Annotated in this window: 12 protein-coding genes; 4 read left to right on the top strand and 8 right to left on the bottom strand. The window is 60.2% G+C overall.

Annotated features, from left to right (window positions below; all coding sequences use genetic code 11):
• Positions 1-25: 25 nt before the first annotated feature.
• Positions 26-760, top strand: a complete 735-nt coding sequence (locus tag ACWKXT_RS14800) for a class I SAM-dependent methyltransferase (protein ID WP_454529143.1) — start codon at positions 26-28, stop codon at positions 758-760.
• On the opposite strand, the gene ACWKXT_RS14795 is transcribed toward ACWKXT_RS14800, so the two are convergent.
• Positions 754-1,386: a short chain dehydrogenase gene (locus tag ACWKXT_RS14795; protein WP_454529142.1), complete on the bottom strand. Its 633-nt coding sequence runs from the start codon at positions 1,384-1,386 to the stop codon at positions 754-756. The genes ACWKXT_RS14800 and ACWKXT_RS14795 overlap by 7 nt on opposite strands.
• A gap of 68 nt (positions 1,387-1,454) precedes the next feature.
• Here ACWKXT_RS14795 and ACWKXT_RS14790 point away from each other — a divergent pair, with 68 nt between their 5' ends.
• Both ACWKXT_RS14790 and ACWKXT_RS14785 read left to right on the top strand, forming a co-directional pair.
• Positions 1,455-2,342, top strand: a complete 888-nt coding sequence (locus tag ACWKXT_RS14790) for a LysR substrate-binding domain-containing protein (RefSeq protein ID WP_454529141.1) — start codon at positions 1,455-1,457, stop codon at positions 2,340-2,342.
• Positions 2,343-2,361: 19 nt separating this feature from the next.
• A complete protein-coding gene (locus ACWKXT_RS14785; protein WP_454532747.1) occupies positions 2,362-3,543 on the top strand; it encodes an aminotransferase-like domain-containing protein in 1,182 nt (393 codons plus the stop codon).
• 45 nt (positions 3,544-3,588) lie between these two features.
• Here the strand turns inward: ACWKXT_RS14785 and ACWKXT_RS14780 are convergent, their stop codons facing one another.
• Positions 3,589-4,008, bottom strand: coding sequence for a nuclear transport factor 2 family protein (locus tag ACWKXT_RS14780; protein ID WP_454532746.1), 420 nt, complete (start codon positions 4,006-4,008; stop codon positions 3,589-3,591).
• A 97-nt stretch (positions 4,009-4,105) separates the two neighbouring features.
• Between ACWKXT_RS14780 and ACWKXT_RS14775 the strand changes: the two genes are divergently transcribed.
• Positions 4,106-4,837, top strand: a complete 732-nt coding sequence (locus ACWKXT_RS14775; protein WP_454532745.1) for a helix-turn-helix domain-containing protein — start codon at positions 4,106-4,108, stop codon at positions 4,835-4,837.
• A 1-nt stretch (position 4,838) separates the two neighbouring features.
• Here the strand turns inward: ACWKXT_RS14775 and ACWKXT_RS14770 are convergent, their stop codons facing one another.
• The 6 genes from ACWKXT_RS14770 to ACWKXT_RS14745 form a co-directional block, all read right to left on the bottom strand.
• The gene (locus ACWKXT_RS14770) at positions 4,839-5,186 is read right to left on the bottom strand and encodes a HigA family addiction module antitoxin (protein WP_454532744.1); all 348 of its coding nucleotides are present in this window, start codon (positions 5,184-5,186) and stop codon (positions 4,839-4,841) included.
• Between the two features lie 10 nt (positions 5,187-5,196).
• Positions 5,197-5,496 carry a type II toxin-antitoxin system RelE/ParE family toxin gene (locus tag ACWKXT_RS14765; RefSeq protein ID WP_063408809.1) on the bottom strand — a complete coding sequence of 100 codons (300 nt, stop codon included), beginning with the start codon at positions 5,494-5,496 and terminating at the stop codon, positions 5,197-5,199.
• A gap of 251 nt (positions 5,497-5,747) precedes the next feature.
• A complete protein-coding gene (locus ACWKXT_RS14760) occupies positions 5,748-6,917 on the bottom strand; it encodes an HlyD family efflux transporter periplasmic adaptor subunit (protein ID WP_454529182.1) in 1,170 nt (389 codons plus the stop codon).
• A gap of 10 nt (positions 6,918-6,927) precedes the next feature.
• The gene (locus ACWKXT_RS14755) at positions 6,928-9,123 is read right to left on the bottom strand and encodes a type I secretion system permease/ATPase (RefSeq protein ID WP_454532743.1); all 2,196 of its coding nucleotides are present in this window, start codon (positions 9,121-9,123) and stop codon (positions 6,928-6,930) included.
• Positions 9,120-10,523, bottom strand: coding sequence for a TolC family outer membrane protein (locus ACWKXT_RS14750; protein ID WP_454532742.1), 1,404 nt, complete (start codon positions 10,521-10,523; stop codon positions 9,120-9,122). Before ACWKXT_RS14750 ends, ACWKXT_RS14755 begins: the two co-directional genes overlap by 4 nt.
• Positions 10,524-10,603: 80 nt before the next feature.
• A complete protein-coding gene (locus ACWKXT_RS14745) occupies positions 10,604-20,698 on the bottom strand; it encodes a BapA/Bap/LapF family large adhesin (RefSeq protein ID WP_454532741.1) in 10,095 nt (3,364 codons plus the stop codon).
• Between the last annotated feature and the right edge of the window lie 471 nt (positions 20,699-21,169).

The following is a 21,169-nucleotide window of genomic DNA, read 5'->3' as shown; positions in this document are numbered from 1 at the left end:
TCACATTCTTAAAGAGGGATCTGCTATGGCACAAAACATCTACGACAACCCGGCGTTTTTCGAAGGCTACGCCCGGCTTCCGCGCTCGGTGCAGGGGCTGGACGGCGCGCCGGAGTGGCCCGCGCTCAAGGCCATGCTGCCGGATTTAACCGGCAAATCGGTCGTCGATCTCGGCTGCGGCTACGGCTGGTTCTGTCGCGGGGCGCGTGAGCTGGGCGCTGCTGACGTCACGGGGGTCGATATCTCAGAAAAGATGCTCGCCCGCGCAGCGGAGCTTACCGTCGATCCACAGATTCACTATCAGCGTAGCGATCTGGAATCTCTCAGGCTCAACGAGAACAGCCTCGATCTGGTCTACAGCTCGCTGGCGCTGCACTACCTGCCGGAGCTGGATACGCTATTCGCCCGCGTTCAGCGCGCGCTCAAACCCGGCGGTAGCCTGGTGTTCTCAATGGAGCACCCGATTTACACCTGCGCCACCCGTCAGGGCTGGCTGACGGACGACAGCGGCGAGCGCTTCTGGGGCGTGAACCATTATCAGGACGAAAGCCAGCGCGTCAGCAACTGGCTGGCAGATGGGGTGATTAAATACCACCGCACGCTGGGCACTACGCTTAACGCGCTGATCAAGGCCGGGTTAACGATAAGCGAAGTCAATGAGTGGGGACCAACGCAGGCGCAAATTGACGCCTGGCCTGCATTGGCTGAAGAGGCGGAGCGCCCCATGCTGGTGCTGATCGCCGCCCGTAAGGCTCAGTAACCCACCTTATACACCCTCCCGCTCTGCACCCCTTCCACGCTTCGGCGGTAGGCCTGGGCCACGGTCGCGGCGGGAACGCTTTCGAATCCGGGGAAGAATCCGTCATACGCTTCGGCGGATTCCGTCAGTACCGTCGGGCTAATCAGGTTAATGCGGATCCCGCGCGGCAGTTCACATGCTGCGGCGCGAACAAACCCTTCCAGCGCCGCGTTTACCGTGGTGGCGTTAACCCCCTGAGCGATCGGCTCGTGCGCCACAATGCCGCTTATCAGCGTAATCGAGCCGCCTTCGTTCAGGTAGTGCTGGCCGGTCAGCGCCAGACGCACCTGCCCCAGCAGCTTGTCCTGCAGACCCTGGTTGAAATCGCTGTCTTTCATTGTCGCGAGCGGGCCGAAGTGCAGCCCGCCGCTGGCAGAGACAATGGCATCCACCGGACCGATTTTCTCAAACAGCGCCTGCACGCTCGCCTGCGAGGTGATATCCACCTGATAGTCGCCCTGCGTGCGACCTACGCGGATCGTCTCATGACGACGGCTTAACTCTTCTGTCACAGCACGACCGACCGTACCGCTGGCACCAATAATGACGATTTTCATAGCAGACTCCTTAATGTTGTGAGCCTTCATTCTTTAATAAATAAAAACTCAGATAAACTGGGCTAAAGTTAGATGATTACTAACCAGAGGTTCGGAATATGGATAAGCTTCGCGGCATGGAGACGTTTATCGCGGTGGTAGAAAGCGGCAGCTTTACCGGCGCGGCAGCACGGCTTGAGATGTCGGCGGTAATGGTCGGGAAATATATAGCGCTGCTGGAATCGCAGCTCGGTACGCGGCTGCTGGAGCGCAATACCCGTCGCCAGAGCCTGACCGACGCCGGACGCGTGTATGTCGAAGAGGCCAGGCGCGTGCTGGAGCAGGTCTCGATTGCCGAAAGCGCGGTGGAGCGCCTGCGCGCGGCACCCGCCGGCACCCTGCGCGTCACGGCCCCCACGTCGTTTGGCGGCTGCGCGATCGCCCCTCTGACGGCCAGTTTTTTGCAGCGCTACCCGGAAGTGCGTATCGAGCTGGATCTCACTAACCGGATGGTGGATCTGGTGGAGGAAGGCGTCGATCTGGCTATTCGCATTGGCGATATTCGTAATGACGATCTGGTGGCGAAATATCTGTGCCCCTACAACATGGTGATCTGTGCCGCGCCGGATTATCTGGCGCGACACGGCACGCCGCAGACGCCCGCCGATCTGGTGGATCATCTGTGTCTGTCGCACACGGTGTGGACCGCGCGCAACGAATGGCGGCTGCCGGGCGTGGAAGGGGAGGTGCGCTGGAAGCGGGATGCGATCTTACGATGCAACGACGGCTACGGCTTACGTATGGCGGCGCGAGCCGGGGCGGGGTTGTTGCTGCAACCGGAGGTACTGGTAGCGGAAGAGCTGGCAAGCGGCAGGCTGGTGCGGGTGCTGGAGCCGTTCACGCCCGCGCCAAGGCCGGTGCATTTACTGTGGCGTCAGGATTTGCGGCCGCTGCCTAAGCTAACGGAATTTATTGCTCATATTCTGCTAAGATTGGGCACAATATAAAAAAGAAGGTAATCAAAGAATGTCTGCAAACAAACTCGCCAGCAGCGCGCAGGGCCTGCAATCATCTGCCATCCGTGAATTATTAAAACACAGTAAAATGGCGGGTGTGATTTCGCTGGGTGGTGGTATTCCCAATCCCGATTTATTCGATCACGAAGGTCTGAAAATTGCCGCTGATGCCGTCTTATCGCAGCATTTTGGCGAGGCGTTCCAGTATGGCCTGACGGAAGGCGTACCGGGGCTGCGCGAGGAAATTAAACGCATCTGCGAGGGACGCGGCATCGCCTGTAAGGCTGATGATGTCGTTATTACTTCCGGCTCTCAACAATCTCTGGACGTGCTGGCGCGCGCGTTAATTAACCCGGGCGATACGGTTGTCGTTGAGCGTCCTACCTATCTCGCCGCGCTGCAGGTCTTTGGCCTGGCGCAGGCGAATTTTGAATCCGTCGGTACCGACGGTGACGGCATGAAGGTCGATGAGCTTGAAGCACTGGTGGCAAAGAAAACCATCAAGGCGGTTTATATCGTTCCAACTTTTGGTAACCCTGGCGGCGTAACGCTTTCTGAAGCGCGCCGCAAACAGCTGGTGGAACTCTCGAAGCGCTATGATTTCGTGATTATCGAAGACGATCCGTACAGCGAAATTAACTATACCGATGAAGTCTTCCGCCCGCTGATTGCCCATGCCAAAGATATCGGTAATGAAGATAATGTGGTCTACACCTCCACCTTCTCAAAAATTCTTGCGCCGGGTACCCGAGTAGGGTGGGTACTGGTGCCGGAGTGGCTGAAGCGCGCGGTGGTGAACCTCAAGCAAACCACCGATCTGCACACCAGCACGCTGTCGCAGCTGATGACGTATGAGTACCTGAAAACCGGGCGTCTGGCGAACCAGATTAAAATGATCCGCGAAGCCTATCGCCAGAAATATCAGACGTTTGCAACGGAACTGGAAGCCGGGCTGGGCGATGTGATGTCGTTCCACAAGCCAAAAGGCGGTATGTTCCTGTGGGCGAAAATGAACAACGGCATGAATACCACGCGCTGGCTGGAAAAAACCTTAAGCAACGGCGTGGTGTTTGTTCCGGGTGAGTTCTTCTACTGCAACGCGCCGGACCAGACAACGCTGCGCATGTCATTCGTTACCCCAACGGATGAGCAGTTGATAGAAGCGGTTCGACGCCTGAAGATCTCGCTGTAACAGATCGCGCATAACGGCAGTTGCCGTTGTGCGCGCAGGGTGAGCTTATTGCGTGGCGTGGGCGAGCGCGCGGTCTGAAGCATCGCCGCCGATCGTCTGCGTCACTTCATGGATACGACAGATTTTCCCCTCGCGCAGCGCGGCAAACATATACACCTCTAACTCCGCCTGGCGACCATCCGGATACGTCACGGCCACTCTGTGCCGGTCTGCCACACATTCGTCATGGCAACACAACGCTTCAACGGTAAACGTAATCTCGCGGATCTGCGCACGCACATGGTTCAGGTGTTGCAGAAATCCCTGATAATCAAGAATGTGGCCGTCCGTAACCTGCTGGTAGTCGGGCGTAAATACCTCTGCCGGATCTAAATTGCCATTGAACAAGCGGGTTAACAGGCAGGCCATTTGCGTGCGCTGCGCGGTGTTGTCGGGCTGGTTTATCAGGGATGTGATGATGGTCATGTTAGCTCCTCGTGATGTTGAGCCACCATTATCCTTGACAGCCGAAGACGCAGTTTCTGTAATACGTCGATGAATAACGATTTTCGGTCAAAATGGTATGATCAGTATTGAAGCGCTCCTTCATCCCGGCGGGTACCGAACGCCGTGGCACAGCCATCGCACCGGCCAGTTGTGGCGCATTACAACGGGGCTGCTGGTCATTGAGACGCAGCAGGCGCGCTCGGTCGTGCCGGCAAAACATATCGGCTGGATCCCGCCGGGCCAGCAGCACGCCGCCTTTTCTGAAAGCGCGATAGAAGGCTGCGCTATCTATCTTGACCCTGCTTGCTGTGCAATGCTTCCCGATGCCCCCGCGCTGTTCGAGCCGGACGATCTCACTCATGCACTGTTTTCCCGTTTATGTAATGCAGAGAGCGAGTACGATCCGCGAAAGCTGACTTTACTGCTGGATGAGCTTGCCCTGACGCCCCAGGTTCACTTTTCTCTGCCCGTACCGACGGATCCGCGTCTGAAGAACGTGGTCAGCCGCTTGCTGCAGTTTGTCGATGATAACCAGACGGTCGAGAGTCATGCCAGCCATGCCGGGATGAGCGTACGTACGTTTAACCGTCGGTTTAGCGCCCAGACCGGAATGAACTTCGTTAACTGGCGGCAGCTGGCGCGCGTCATGCAGGCTATGGAGTGGCTGGCGGCGGGGAAGCCGGTAGGGTGGATTGCGCTGTCCTGCGGCTACAGCAGCGTCAGCGCATTTATTGAGGTTTTCAAAATGTGGACCGGTAAAACGCCGGGGCAGTGGGGGATTAAAGGTGGCGCTGTAGAGCCGGTTTGATTCAGGCCACATCCGGCTGGCCTGATTTCCTTTTTGCCATGATTTCTGCAATCGTTTTTATACGGCTCAACTCCTCCTGCGTCCTGGAGTTAGATTGGGCTTCCCAGATATCGACGTTCAGCTGTAAGTTAAGCCAAAATTCAATCGTGGTATCAAAGGCTTTTGCCAGTTTGATCGCCATATCGGCAGTAAGCTTGCGATTGTTATTGACCAGCGCGCTGATGGTGTTGCGGTGAACATTGAGCATCTCCGCCAGATCGCTGATTTTCAGATTGAGCGGTTCAAGATACTCATACTGCAACACGTCGCCCGGCGTGGTAGGTTTGCGGAGTGCCTGTTGAAGTGTCATGGGTGATGCCTCACTTGTGTTGCGTGTACTTGTGTGGAGAGAGGTAGAGATCTTCAGCTTTACCCTCTGTCCAGCGAAATACGAGCCTGTATTGCCTGTTTACCCGGATTGAGGAATATCCCTTCAGCGGAGGATTCAATGCTTCATACATATTGCCCGGTGGCGATCGCAAATCCCTGTGCGAGGTTGCTGCCCTGATGATATCGAGCTTTCTCGCAAGTGCTGTTTCCAGATTTGAAGGAATAACGTTGCTCGATCTGCCGTAAAGAAAAAAATCCTCAAGCCATTGATCCCGAAAATAACTAATCATAATGCTGCCGAGCTCCAGTCCATGAAGCTGATTGAATGGTAATGCACTCCCGCACTGTGCGCAAGTGCATTTTTGTCTGCGGTTAATATTACCTGGGCGATGGCTGAAGGGAAGTGGGATGCATGACTAAAGATTAATACTCCGAGGTGGATTCCAGTTCTGGCGTGCGGTGTAATGCCCTGCGGCGCTACGCTTGCACGGGCCTACAGGTATACAGGCCGGGTAAGGCGGAGCCGCCGCCCGGCGATTGACTATCGCTCCCTCAGCGCCTCCTTCGCCCGGTTAAACGGCTTGATCAGATAATCCAGCACCGTTTTTTCTCCGGTCTTGATGTCCACCGTAGCAATCATCCCCGGCACGATCGAGAAGTGCCTGCCCGCCTTATTCACCAGGTAATCCTGACTGGTGCGGATAAACACGCGGTAATAGAACACCTCCGGCTTGGCCTCGTCCTGGATGGTGTCCGGGGAGATGGTCTCCACCACCCCGTGCAGCCCGCCGTAGATGGCGTAATCGTAGGCGGTGATCTTCACCAGCGCCTCCTGGTTCGGGTGGATAAAGGCGATATCGCGCGGCGACAGGCGGGTTTCAATCAGCAGATGATCGTCCACCGGCACAATCTCCATCAGCTCGCCGTTGGGTGGGATCACGCCGCCGATGGTGGTGACCTTGATGTTTTTCACGATCCCGCGGACCGGGGATTTTACCGTCAGGCGGGTGACGGAGTCCTCACGGCCTTTCAGGATCGCCGAGACCATATCCACCTCGGCGTTGGCCTTGGATAACGCCTCGCGCGCCTGAACGTAGTACTGCGAGCGCACGTCGGTGAGCTTCAGCTCCAGGTCGCTTTTCTGCCGCTGCAGGCGCAGCACTTCCACGTGGCTGGCGGCGCCGGTTTTTACCAGCCGCTGGGTGATCGCCAGCTCTTTGTTCGCAAGATCTAACGCCGAACGCAGTTCACGCTGCGTGTCCTCCAGCTGGGCGCGGCGCGAGTTGAAGAGCCGCGTTTCGGCGGCAATCAGATCCGGCCACTTTGCCAGAGAAGGGGGGAATTTTAGCGGGAGGTCGTTCACCTCGGCGTACAGGCGGGCGCTGGAGGCCAGTGAAGCCCGGTAGCGCGCTGCGCTTTCACCGACGTTCGATTCAGAACGGGTTGGGTCAAGCCGCGCCAGCACCTGCCCGGCCTGAACCTGATCGCCCTCGTGGACGTTCAGCTCGGTGAGGATCCCGCCGTCGAGAGACTGTAATACCTGCTCGCGCGAGCTGGGGATCACTTTCCCCGAGCCGGTTGAGACCTCATCCAGCATGCCAAACCACGCCCAGACGCCCAGCGCCACAAACATCAGCAGCGAGAAGATGACGATCCGCCGCGCACCGGTGTAGCCGCTCTCGGAGTCGAGCGCGTTATCAAGATCGTCCATTGCCGCCACGTCACGCTGACTGATTTTCATTTTTCCACTCCCGTCCGGTTGCTGCCTGCTGCTGTTGCTGCATGCGGCTGTTGCTCAGCGCCTGCGCTTTTGGCGCGTCCATGACCAGCATTCCATCTTTAAGCACGACCACGCGCTCCACCAGCTCCAGCACCGGCACGCGATGGGTCGCGACAACCAGCGTGCGGTTGCCGAGCCACGCCCCGAGACGCTGGATAAACTCCCGCTCGGTGTGCTCGTCAAGGGAAGCGGTCGGCTCGTCCATCAGCACGATATTCGGGTCGCGCAGCAGCATACGCGCCAGCAGAATCGACTGCCGCTGCCCGCCGGAGAGCCCCACGCCGTTTTCCATAATCGGGTAGTCCAGCCCCTTCGGCAGCTTCTGGACAAAGCTGGCCGCGCCGCACATCTCCAGCACCTCGAAAATCTCTTCATCGGTGGCGCGCGGCATGCCGAGCGTGATGTTCTCGCGCAGGGTGCCGTAAAACAGCCGTGCGTTCTGGGTCATAAAGCCGACGTTTCGCCGCACGTCCGCCACGTCCAGATGCGGCAGGCTGAAGTTATCGAGCCGCAGCTCGCCAGCCGCCAGATCCATTCCGCCCGCCATCGCCTGCAGAAGGGTGGATTTGCCCGCACCGTTACGCCCGAGGATCGCCACTTTCTCGCCCGGCCTGATCTCCAGACGGTTAATGCGTAGCGCCATACGCGGATCTTCCGGCTGATAGCGGAACTGCGCCTGCTCGAAAAGATAGTGTCCGCGCAGCACGTCCTGGCGGATCGGCGTCTCTTCACGCTGGTTCTCGGTCGGCAGCTGCATAATGCTGTCCAGCCCTTCTTTAGCGGCTTTCACCTGCTGCCAGCGGGCGAGCACGCCGCACAGCGTCGCCATCGGGGCGATCATCCGGGACGCCAGCATCGAGGCGGCTACTACCGAGCCGGTGGTCAGCGTGCCGTCGATCACCATCGGCGCGCCGACCACGATCACGGCGGCGTAAACCAGGCTCTGGACGGTCATCCCCCAGCTGATCAGGTTCTGCGTCAGCTCGCGAGTGCGCAGGCCCGATTCCGCGGTGATCTGGATATAGCTGTTCCACTGCTGCAAAAAGCGGTTCTCCGCCTGCATCAGCTTGATGTCTTCCAGCCCCTGCACGCTCTCCACCAGCACAGCGTTGCGCAGGGTCGATTCATGGGCCGACTGTTTCGCCAGCTCCGCCAGCTTCTTTTGTAGCAGCAGGCCCGGCAGCACCATGATCACCGCCGCCACCGGGGCGATCCACGCCAGCTGCGGGGCGATGATCGCCAGCACCACCACAAACAGGAAGAAGAAGGGCAGATCGACAATCGTCGAGATGGTGGAAGAGGTGACCATCTCGCGGATCTGCTCCAGCTCGCGCAGCTGGGAGATAAAGCTGCCGGTGGATCGTGGAATGGCGCTGTGGCGCAGCCGTAACGCGTGACCGAACACGCGATCCGAGACGCGCAGATCCGAGCGCTTGCCGAGCAGATCCATAATGTGACCGCGCGCGACGCGCAGCACAAAGCCAAACAGGGTGGCGATCAGCACTCCGATGGTCAGCACATAGAGCGTCGGGTAGGACTGGGCGGGGATCACCCGGTCATACACCTGCATGGAGAAGACAATTCCCGAGAGCGACAGAATGTTGATAAACAGCGCGGCGAGCATGACCCAGCTGTAGGGGCGCAGGTCGCGCATCACCAGCCGGTAGAGCCAGTCCGGGCGGTATTTTGAGATGTAGGCATCCACGCGGCTGTCTTTCAGCGCGGCCAGCGGACGCAGGGCGATCACGTGGCGAATGGCGGGCAACATCGCGCTCATCGACAGGCGGTTGGTGTACGTCTCGTTATCGAAAAAGGTGACCTCGAGCGTATCCTCGCCGTCAAAATTGTCGATCACGCCGATTTTGCCGTCGCTCAGCTCCACCACCACCGGTAGACGCCAGCTGTTGATCGACTGCTGATCGGCCGTCAGCAGCTGGAACGTCAGCCCGGCTTCACGGGCAAGCTGAGTCAGCGCGGGCACCATCGGTTTGCCCTTCAGCCATGGTGCGCCTGCGATGAGCGAGCCGGGCGAGCAGGCGACGCGGTAGCGCGTGGCAACGTAGCCAAAAGCCTGCGCCCACTGTTCCAGCGACGCGTCCGTCATGGTGTCACCCTGGGGGATGTCGCGTTGCTTCATGGCTGGATCTCCACGGTCTGAATGGTGCGGTTATCAAGATCGAACGCATGACGCAATTGCCCGGTGTTATACAGGCAGTTGAGCTGCAGCTGGTGAAGTTGTCCGAGGGTCTGCTGCTGGGTAAAGCGCGCCTGATAGACCTCCTGCTCGGCGTTGAGCACGTCCAGCAGGGGGCGCGAGCCGAGATCGAGATACTGCTGCTGGTAAAGTTCGCGGGTGCGGGCGCTCAGCGCCTCCTGGCGACCCTGAATTTGCAGCGTGCTTTGCAGGCTCATCACCTGGCTGCGGGCCTCCAGCAGTTTCTGACGAACATCAAGGCGCGTGCGCTGAATGGTGGACTGCGCCGCTTCCACCGCGTGTCCGGCGGCGTTACGTCGGGCGGTGAGTCCGCCGCCCTGATAGAGCGGCATCTGCACTTTCACCCAGGCGGAATATTGGGTGCGGTCCCGCGTTTCGTTACCCGCGTAGCGATCGTTCAGGTAGTGACGGACTTCCGGCTCCAGCGAGACGGTTGGCGTCATCTGGGCATCGGCGTAGTCAAGGTTAGCCTGAGCGACGTTCGCCTGTGCCCAGGCGGCAAGGACCGCAGGCACCAGACGATCGTCCGGCTCGGCGATATCGCAGCTGCGGGCCAGCTTTTGCGGAAAATCATTGCTGATATCGTTCAGGCTGTTCCAGCCGAGAAAGCTCATCAGCGTGGCGCGGGCGCTGTCGAGGTTGGCCTGGTACTGCATCAGCTGGGCGCGCGCCCCTTCAATGCGCGCGTCGGTCTGCACCACGTCAGAGAGCGACGTGGCCCCTTCGTCGTTACGCTGGCGGGTCAGCGTGCCTATAGAGGAGAGGGCGTCAAGCTGCTCTTTGGCGGTGTCGACCATCTGCTGCCAGGTTTGCACCTGCACCATGGCGATAGCGGTATCGTGGGCAATGGTGTCGATGCTGACCAGCACGTTGGCCTGCTGCTGGGCGACCCCGGCGTTTTCGGCCCGCACCTGGCTTGCCACTTTGCCGAAGTCGTAAAGCATCTGTGAAAGAGAGAGCACCAGCGACGGCGTAAAGCCGTTCTGGTCGCCGTCGTGGGAATATCCGTTGTCCATGCCGGCGTTGATCTGCGGATAGTATTTCGATTTGGCGACGTCGACCTCCTCGTTCTGTTCGTAGAGTTTGCCCACGGCTTCAGCGATTGCCGGATGCCAGGTGACGGCACGGTTGACGGCCTCGCCAAGCTGTAATGAGCCGGGGGCGGCTTTGCCTGACACCGGGGCGACGCGGCCATTCAGTGAGGGAAGTTCCTGCGTTTCGCGGAGTTGTCCGGTATTAATCATCGCCGCAGGGTTTGCCGCGATGGCGGGCACAGATATCAGGCAGCACGAGAGCCACCAGTAAGGCATCTTTATTCCCATGTCATGTCCCTAATAAAAAAGTACAGCTTTATTATTTATGCCCGGGCGCTGTGCGCCCGGGTCATCTCTTGCAGGTGCTATCAGGTAATGATGTGCTGCTGGTTTACAAGCTCGTCGTAGGTGGTCTGAACGTTATCAAGCGTAACGAGTGCAGTATTAGTGTAGGTGCTCCCTGTACCGTCACGGTCGATGGAGATCACAGTGTTGCTACCGCTTTGTGTGACATGGATATAATTCCCCAACGAAGAGGTATTCCCGTCCCAGCCCACCAGCAGGTCGCCAATGTCGATCTTGTCTCCCTGCGCCAGCGAGAAGCCGTTCCAGTGATCGCCCGCGGTACTGCTGACGTTACCCGCCGTGGCGTTGCCCACCGTGCTGTTCAGCACCTGATAGATCAGCGTATCGCCGTAGGCCGTACCGCTAATCACATCGTTATGCTCCGAACTGATAAATTTCGGCGCCATGTTGATGGTTAGCGACGCGGTATCCGTGTTGCCGTTGGCATCGGTGAGGGTGTAGTTGAAGGTCTCCTTCGACGTCATGGTTGAGAGCGATACCCCGCTGTTGAGGGTATAGGTGTAATGCCCGTCAGCGGCAATCGCCAGGGTGCCGTAATGACCCGTGATGTTCACGGTGGCGCTGCCGGTGTACGGATCCAGCGTGGTGGTAACGCCGTTGAAGTCGGTAATGCTGACGCGTGTATCCACCGAGTGCAGCTGATCCAGCACGCCGCCAGAGTCGGTACCGTCAAAGATATTGCCGTTGACGGTGTGGGTGCCCGTGGCGTCGAAATCACTCAGCGAGTAGGTGGTGCCGTTGACGCTTGGGGTGATGGTGATGGTCCCGACGCTCAGCCCCGGTACGCTGCCGGTATAGCTCAGCGTATAGGTACCGGCGTTCAGATCCAGCCCGGTCAGCGGGACGTCAATATTGCCACCCAGCAGCGAGCCACCGCTAAAGGAGCCGGTGCGGATCACGCCCGTGCTGTCGCTGATTGTCCAGTTCACCGTCAGCCCGCCCAGCGCCAGCAGCGAGGCCACGTTAAAGTGGAGCGAGGCGTTATGCAGTGCGGTGTTCGGATCCACCACGAAGGTTCCGCTGCCGGAGCCCTGAGTTGATGAGAACAGCGCCGTCGTCCAGCTGGCACTGCCGACGGTGGTATCGGAGTAGACCGACGTGTGATGCACTGACGTCACATCCATCACGGCGCTGACATCGTTCACCGCATTCATCGCCTGCGCGGTTGGGGTGATGTTGAGCGATGCCGTGTCTTTCGTGCCGTCTGGCGCGGTAATGGTGTAGACGAAGGTATCCGGCGTGCTGATATGGTCCACGCCGACACCGCTCCTCAGGGTATAGGTGTACTGGCCGGACGAATTAATGGTCAGCGTGCCGTATTCCCCCTGAATGTCGGTTGTGCCACTGCTGTTAACCGTCACGCCGTTGACCTCGCTGACTACCGTACCCGTTGGAACCGGGTCATTCGCCAGCACGTCGCCCGTGGTCGTCTCGCTGATGCTCGCCACGCTGTAAACATGATCCTGCAGGACGCTCAGCGTGTAGGCCGTCAGGGCGGTGATCCCGGACGCGGTATTCAGCAGGAACAGGTACTCCCCGGCAGGCAGCTGCAGCGTCAGCTGCGGTGACGTGCCGCCCAGCAGAGGGGCGCGGAGCCAGCCCGACTCGACGCGTACCTGCTCGAAGGTCTGGGTCGCGTTGTTGAACTTATAGACGTACAGATCGAACACCGACGCCAGCGCCACGCCGCCCACGGAGGCCTGGATGGTCATGGTGCGGGTGGTACCTTCCTCAACATTGTAGATAATCGGGTTGGTCATATCGTCCAGCAGGTTAAGCCCCAGCGTGTTGCCGAGATTAATGCCCACCAGGGTGAAGCCGCCCTGAGACGAGGTACCGTTATTAATTTCATTCACGGTAGTGTCAAAGGTCAGCGAAGCCGTGTCGTCCACCGCCACAATACCGTTGACCGTACCGGCACCCAGCGACAGCACCAGGTTCGCCGACGCGCTGGCGCCGTTATAGGTGATGGTGTAGGTGAAGCTCTCCGTCCGGCCAATGACCGCCGCGCTGGTGTCGGTCAGGTTGTAGGTGTAGCTGCCGTCGCGGTTAATGGTCAGCGTGCCGTACTGGCCCTGAATTACCGTGCCGTCAGCCGTGATGTTGGTGGTGGCGCCCTGTGCGTTGGTGACGGCCGTGACCGTCGCGCCTGCCGGGGCGTTATCGCTGCCTGCGGTCGGGTCAACGTCGGTGATCACGTTACCGTCCAGGCTGGTGTCGCCCGTGACGGTACCCGGGCCGGTCTCTTTCACCGCCACATCGAGGCTGGTGTAGGAGCCGGTCGCCAGCAGGTTGGTGTTATAGCTGAGCACGCGATAGTCGCCGTCCGCCAGCCCGGTCAGGTTCAGCGATACGCCGGTTGCACCGAGGGTCAGCAGGTCAGCAAACTGCGGCTGGCCGGTATCCACCACGGTGGTCCAGGCGCCGTTGACGTAATGCTGAACCACCAGCTCAAGGGTGTTGAGCAGAGAGAGCACCGCACCCGTGGCGTTGGCGTTCACCACGATATCGGCACTGCCGCCGCTGCCCACCGTGAAGTTGACCTGGGCGGTGTCATTCCCCAGCAGCGTCAGGACGTTGCCCACCGCACCGACCAGCAGGAAGCCGTAGTCGCTGTACTGACTGTTGGTGACGGTGGCCGTGGTGCTGAGATCCAGCTCTTCGACGTTATTGCTGGCGGAGAGCGGCACCACCGGCGCGAGGACCGAGCCGGGCTGCGAGGTGTTGCCTGCCGCGTCGGTGGCGGTGATTTGCAGCGTCTGGCCTTCGGTCTGTTTGTTAATGAAGGTGTAGCTGTACGTGCCGTTGCTGCCCGCGGTGGTGGTCACCGTCGAGCCGTCCGCGAGACGGATGGTGACGGTGCTGCCAGCTTCGGCATTGCCGGTTAATACGCTACCGTCGGCGTTGAAGGTTCCGGTTGGGGCCGTTGGCGCGGTCAGATCGACGATAATCGTCGTCACGGCCGATGCCGGGCTGGTGTTGCCTGCGGCATCGGTGGCCGTGGCGGTGAAGTTATGGGTGCCTTGCGTCAGCGTGGTGGTTTCTGGCAGCGTCCAGTTGCCGCTGGCGTCGGCGGTGACGGTGCCCACCAGCGTAATGCCGTCGTAGATCCGTACCGTTGCATTCGCTTCCGCGGTCCCGCTCAGTGCCGGACGCGTGTCGTTGGTCGGGTTGGTGCCGGTCACCGGGCCGATGACGCTGCCGACATCATCAATTACCGAGCTGATAACTGGCGCGGCCGGGGCAAGGGTATCAACGTTAATCGTATATCCGGCGGTTGGCGCGCTGGCGTTGCCTGCGGCATCGGTGGCGGTAAACGTCAACGTGTGCGAACCGTTGCTGAGCGCCGGAGAAGGCGTATAGCTCCACGCCCCACCGGTGGCGGTCACGCTGCCAATCTGCACGCCGTTATCGAAGATTTTCACTGTAGAACCCGCTTCCGCCGTCCCGCTGAGGGTTGGCTGTGCGTCGTTGGTTATTCCTCCGTTCGCCACTGGCGTCGCCGCATTGCCCACATCATCCAGAATGCTGGTGAGCACCGGCAGCGCAGGCGGCGCGGTGTCAATCGTCAGACTGAAGCTGGCTGACGATACGCTGGTGTTGCCTGCGGCATCGGTGGCCTGCGCGGTGAAGCTGTGCGGGCCGGACGTCAGCGTGGTATTGAGCAGGATATTCCAGCTGCCGCTGCCGTCAGCGGTACCTGTCCCGACCAGCGTGGTGCCTTCATAGATATTGACGGTGGCAAACGGTTCGCTGGTCCCGACAAGCCGCGGTACGGTGTCGTCGGTTGTTTGCCCGGACGAGATTGGCCCGGTAATGCTCCCCACATCGTCAATCGCCTGGCTGATAACCGGCGCGGCGGGTGCCGTGATATCAACCACCAGCGTGAAGTCTGGCGAGGCGGGGCTGATGTTCCCTGCGGCATCGGTGACCGTGGCGGTCCAGGTGTGGCTGCCAGCGGTCAGCGGCGCTGACGGCGTAAAGCTCCATGCGCCGGTACCGTCTGCCAGCGCGGTGCCGACCGGCTGCCCGTTTTCATAGATAGTGACCGTGGCATTGGCCGTCGCGGTGCCGTTCAGCGTTGGCGTGGTGTCGTCGGTACTCTGCCCGGAAGTGAGCGGAGCCTGAACGCTGCCCGCGTTGTCTGCCGCAGTCGAAATGACCGGTGCAGACGGCACGCCCGTATCTACCGTCAGGTTAAACGGTGCTGTTGCGGTGCCCGCGTTACCCGCCGCGTCGGTAGCGTTGAAGGTGATGACGTGTGACCCGTCGGGCAGATCGGCACCCGGCGTGAAGGTCCAGCCGCCCTGGGCATTCACCACGGCGGTGCCAATTTCGTTGCCATCAACAATCACATGCACGGTGGAGCCCACGTCGCCCGTGCCGTTGAAGGTTGGGCGCGCGTCGTTGGTGGTGCTGCCCGACGTGAGCGTACCGGTGACCGGCGCGACATCGTCAATGACGCTGGTCACCAGCGGCACGCCAGGGGCTGCGGTATCGACGGTAAAGGCGAACACCGAGGAGTTTGCCGAGGCGTTGCCTGCGGCGTCCGTTGCATAGACGCGCAGGCTGTAGCCGCCGTCGTCCAGAGGCGTGGTCGGGGTGAAGGACCAGCTCCCGGTTCCGTCGACGGTCGCCGTACCGATCTGCGTGCCGTTATTCATGATGTGAATGGTGCTGCCCGCCTGCCCGGTACCGCTAATCGTTGGGGTGTTGTCGTTGGTGGTCTGCCCGCTGGTGAGGTTGCCCGTGACGCCGCCAGGGACGTTGTCGTTCACCGTATCCAGCGTAGGAACCGTTGGTGCCGTCAGGTCAACCACCACGCTCCACGGGGCTGAGACTTCGCTGACGTTGCCCTGCGGGTCGGTCGCCTGGACGGTGAAGCTGTGAGAGCCTTCGACGAGTGCCGTATCAGGAGTAAACGTCCACGCGCCGGTGCCATCAGCCGTTACTACGGCAATCTGGGTGCCGCCGTCGAAAATGGTCACCACGCTGTTTGCGTCCGCGGTCCCTGTAAGCGTTGGCGTGGCGTCGTTCGTTTCGCTGCCACTGACGATCGGAGTGGCAGCATTGCCCACATTATCCGTTACGTTGGTGATGACCGGCGTGGTGGAAAGGGTATCCACCACGAGGGTGAAGTCCGCCGAAGGACCGCTCTGATTCCCCGCTGGATCGGTCTCGCGGATGGTCAGGACGTTATTGCCTTCTGGCAGGACGGGGGTGGTGTAGCTCCAGGTACCGGTATTACCGACCACCACGCTGTCCAGCAGCACGCCGTTGTTATAGATGGAGATGGTATCACCCACCGCGCCGGTGCCGGTGAGGGTCGGCTGGTTGTCGTTGGTGGTCTGGCCGCTGGTCAGCGGACCGGTGACGGGACCAACATCGTCAATGACCGAGCCAATGGAAGGCGTGCCCGGGGCGGTCAGATCGACGGTCACGCTGGCCGCCGGAGAACGGCCGCTGGTGGCACCGTTGAGGGTCGCGGTCACCTCGAAGGTGTGCAGTCCCTCATCAAGCGCGGCTGGCGTATAGCTCCAGTTGCCGCTGCCGTCGGCGGTCACCGTTGTCAATGGCGTCGTGCTACCGTCCTGATAGATGGTAATTACGCTGCCCGCTTCGGCCGTACCGGTAAGCGTGGGCGTGGTGTCGTTGGTGGTTTTGCCTTTCACATCGCCGATGACCGGGTCCACATCATCGACGATTGCCGTAATGACGGGTACCTGCGGCAGCTCAAGCTGTGAATCGGTGACAATGAATGGCGTGCCGGGGCTGGCATTCCCTGCGGCATCGGTAGCACTTACGGTTAGCGTGGTCGGATCCAGCTGCGCCGGACTCAGCGCAATGGAGAAGCTGCCGTCGCTGCCGACAACGCCGGTACCAATGACGGTACCCCCGCTGTCTTTCACGGTAATGGTACTTCCTGCCTCGGCGTTACCGGTCAGCGGTGTTCCTGTCTCAGGCAGGCTCATGTTGCCCGGATCTGCCGGGGCGACGGTATCGACCGTCACGCTCAGCGGTGCTGAATTCCCTGACGTGTTACCGGCAGGATCGACAGACGAGACGGTGAACGTATGCGGACCATCCGGCAATGTTGTACCGGCAGTCCAGCTCCAGCTGCCGTCCGGCTGTATCGTCACCGGCACGCCAGACGGGTTACCGTCGACGGAGACGATAACGGTAGTGCCGGGTTCGCTGGTTCCGGTGAGCGTCGGCGTGCCGTCTTTCGTGTAGAGCACGTTATTGGACAGCTGGCTGTCAGCTACGGCGCTAATGACGGGGATCTCTGGCGCAACGGTATCAAGCGTCACGGAAACGACCGGGCTCAGCGCGCTGACGTTACCCGCGGCATCAACTCCCGCAACGGTGATGTTCAGCAGGCCGTCCGGTTGTTGTGGCAGGACAAAGCTCCATTCTCCGTTAACGACATCAACACGTCCTACCTCGACGCCGTTGTTGTAAACGATGACCGTCTCACCGTTAACACCGGTACCGCCGACGGTTGGCGTCGCATCGGTGATAAAGCCTCCATTCGGCTGGCCCCCGACGGCGTCAAATACCGGAACATCCGGTGCTACGGTATCTACGGTAATCGTAATCGCTGGCGACGGGGCCGAGACGTTGCCCGCTTCGTCGGTGGCGGTGGCGGTATAAACGTGGTTGCCCTCGCTAATATCACTTTCAGGACGCCAGCTCCAGTTGCCGTTGCTGTCTACCGTCACGGTGCCCACGACGGTCGGTGTACCGTTGACGGTGTCAGTGATGTTGATAACGTCGTTTGCCGTACCGGTGCCGCTCAGGACCGGGCGCGGATCGTTGGTGGTTCCGCCATCGGGAACGGGGCCGGTTATCTGGCTGACGCTGTCGGTAATTACCGGTGCCGCAGGCGTAGCCGGCGCGTCGGTGTCAATGGTGATGGTGACCGGCTGTGACGGGGCGCTTTCGTTGCCCGTGCCGTCCGTGTTAGTCACGGTCAGGGTAATGTCATAGGTGCCGTTAGGCAGCGGGGTGGCGGGCGTCCAGGTCCAGTTGCCGGTGCCGTCCACCAGCACATCATCAAGTTTGACGCCGCCGTTGTAGATCGTCACGGTATCGCCCGGATTGCCGGTACCACTCAGGGTCGGCGTGGTGTCGCGGGTGGTTTCTCCCGGGTTCAGCGGCGTTTCTGTGCCGTCAGGATTGACGGTGATTGCCGGAATATCCGGCGTGGCAGGCGCGACGGTATCCACCGTCAGTTCGAACGGCGTTGAGATGGTGGTATTGCCCGCGGCATCCGTGGCATGCACCGTTAGCGTATGAGGACCGTCGGTGAGCGGGGTAACGGGCGTAAAGCTCCAGCCGCCGCTGCCGTCAAGAACGGCAGTGCCGAGCAGGGTGGTGCCGTCATAGACGGTGATCACCGCATCTGCTGGCGCGGTGCCCTGCAGCAGCGGCTGGGTGTCGTCGGTGGTGTCACCGCTGGTGAGCGGCCCGTTAACGCCGCCGACATCATCGGTCACGGTGGCGATGGTGGCCGCCGCTGGCGGCGTGGTATCGACGGTCAGGGTGAAGCCGCCTGACGGCTGGCTGGTGTTCCCCGCCCCATCGGTGGTGACGGCGGTAAAGGTATAGGTGCCGTTAACAAGCGGCGTGGTCGGGGTATAGGTCCACGTGCCGCTGCTGTCGATCAAAATCGTTGTAAGATCGACGCCGTCCTGGCGGATGGTGACGGTTGAGCCCGGCTCCGCGGTGCCGCTGAGCGTTGGCGTGGTGTCGTTGGTGCTGTCGCCAGAATTGAGCGCGCCGAGGCGCTCTGGCACGTCATCCACCACCTGGGTAATGACTGGCGCATCCGGGGCCACGCTGTCAATGGTAATGCCCCAGCTGTTGGAGACATCGCTGATGTTGCCCGCCGCGTCAGTTGCGACGGCGGTCAGGGTATGTGGACCCTCAGCGATCGGGGTGTCTGGGGTAAAGATCCACGCGCCGAGGCCATCGGCGACGGTGGTACCAACATCAACCCCATCCACGCGGATAGTGACGGTAGCGTTGGCCGCGGCGGTACCGCTGAGCGTCGGGGTTGAATCGTTGGTGGTCTCATTGAGGTCGAGCGAGCCGGTGCGTCCGGGCACATCGTCAATGACCTGCGTAATCGCCGGGGCGGCTGGCGCAGTACCGTCAACGATAATCGTCCACGCGTTTGACTGGCCGCTCGGGTTACCGGCTGCATCCGTCGCCGTCGCCGTCAGCACGTAGGTGCCATCGACCAGCGGAGAGGGCGGCGTGAAGCTCCACAGCCCGGATGAGGGAACTTCCACCGTGCCGATAATATCGCTTCCGTTGGAGATCGTGATGGTCGATCCGGGCTCGCCCGTGCCGTTCAGCGTCGGTGCCCGGTCGTTAGTCAGCCCATTCTGGCCCACGGGACCGACCGTCGCCTGAACATCATCAATCACCGACACGATAACCGGGGTTTGCGGTGGGGTAACATCCGGTGCCGCTGCGGAGGTCGCTGGCCCCGTATTGCCCGCAGCGTCGGTGGCGTCTGCGGTCAGAATTTCACCGTTGAGCTTAGGAGGGGTCAGCGTCAGGCTAAAGTTACCCTCGCTGTCGGCTACCGGCGTGCCGAGGATAGCGTCGCCCTCACGGATGGTCACCGTGCTGCCTGGTTCGGCGGTGCCGGTGATGGTGCCGCCATCATTCGAAACGACGAGGTCGCCGGGGGCCAGCGGCGGCGTGGTGTCCACGGTGAAGATGATAGGCTCTGAGGCCGCACTCTGGTTTCCGGCTGCATCGGTTTCAACGACGGTTATTGAGTGCGTTCCGTCCGGGAGTGGGCCGTTCGGCGTGACGCTCCAGGTGCCGTTCGGCAGCACCGTTGTGGTTCCTACCGCCACGCCGTTATCGTAGATAGTGATTGTGCCACCGGGCTCGCCCGTTCCCGCCAGGATCGGCTGTGAAGCATCGGTAGGGGTGCCTGCGGTAATGGTCCCTCTGATAACGCCCGTGTCGTCGGTCAGCACAATCGCGGTCGGCGTGGTCGGCGGGGTAAGATCCACGGTGAGGGTAAATACCGGAGAGGCCGGTCCGATGTTTCCGGCGGCGTCGGTTGCCTGCACGGTAATCTGGTGGGTGCTTTCACTCAGGTCAACTGACGGGGTAAATGTCCAGGTGCCGTTGCTGGCGACAACCGCTGTGCCAATCGCGACTCCGCCGTCATAGATGGTCACGGTGGAGCCCGCCTCCGCGGTGCCGCTGAGCTGCGGGCGTGGATCGTTGGTGCTGCCGCCGTTTGTGACCGACCCCGTTTGAGGATCAACATCGTCCGTCACGCTACCGATAGTTGGGGCATCGGGTGCGGTGAGATCCGGCGCAGTAATCGTGGTGCCCTGGCTGGTATTCCCGGCCGCATCCGTCGCGGTAGCGGTCACCTGTTCGCCGTTGGTCAGTGGAGTGCCGAGAGACACGGTAAAGTTGCCGTCACTGCCGGTTTTGCCCGTGCCGATGACGTTGCCGTTCGCGTCTTTCAGGGTGATGGTACTGCCGGGCTCGGCGGTACCGGTGACGCTTTTACCGTCTCCCGAGAACTGAAGGCTGGTTGGCGCATTCGGCGGTGTCGTATCCGGGTTGGACGGATCGACTGGTGTGTTGGGGTTAGGATTGTTGTTATTCCCATCATCGTCATCCCCACCGCCGCCACCGCCGGAGCTTGCCGCCGCCGCGATGGCGCCTGCCGCGACAATGCCACCCAGCGCCCACGGCCAGATGGCTGCGCCACCGGCATCACTACCGGACGCTGCAAGCAACACGTCCGTAGAGGCGATAGATTCGTACGTGGCGGCCCCGGCAGGATCTTCTATCCACCATAACGCGCCGTCACTTTCCTGCAATACCAGCTGGCTCACGCCCTGCGCGTCCGTGACGTAGAAATTCTTAAGGGTGATCACTTCCCCGGAGTGCAGCGTCACCACCAGATCGTTACCACTTCGCGCGAAGTGGGAGACATCAGCACGCTCTACATGAAGCTCAACGATAGAGGAATGGCTCAGCGTAACCTGTGTGCCTTCCGTAGTCGTTTCCACGCCAGTGAGTTTTGAAATAACAGAGATTTGGCTCATTTAGGTATTACTCCAGCAGAGTTATCGTGAACGACGAGCAAGACGAGCCATCTCTGGATAAGGTAAAGGGCGCCCCCGGCGGAGTGACTGTTCATTACACAGTACTCACCGTCTTTTTTAGAGCGAACGATGCCCGCCAGAATTCAGAGTGGCAACATCAGAGCGAATCTAATTACTTATGAGACAGAATGTTTGCTATGCGTGTTTTGCGCCTTATAAAACCCTGTAATTAATAGAGGATTTGGTTTTGAGGATATAAAAATGATATAGCCAGAAAACTCTGAATGTGCAAATTAAGCTTCCGTAAATAAAGGGGTAAACGGTGAAGGGGGGATTAATTCATTGAAGTGTGTTATAAACAAATTTATCTATCACCTTGTTTTTTAATTTGTTTTTATTTTTTGATTGCGTTTTTTATTTGTGAGTTATGCGTGCTGTAATAATTGGTAGGACAGATTTTTGACGCAATAA

The organism is Enterobacter sp. UPMP701 (assembly GCF_053709515.1).
The sequence above is the reverse complement of the archived record's forward strand: the minus strand, read 5'-3'. Positions and strand labels throughout refer to the sequence as shown.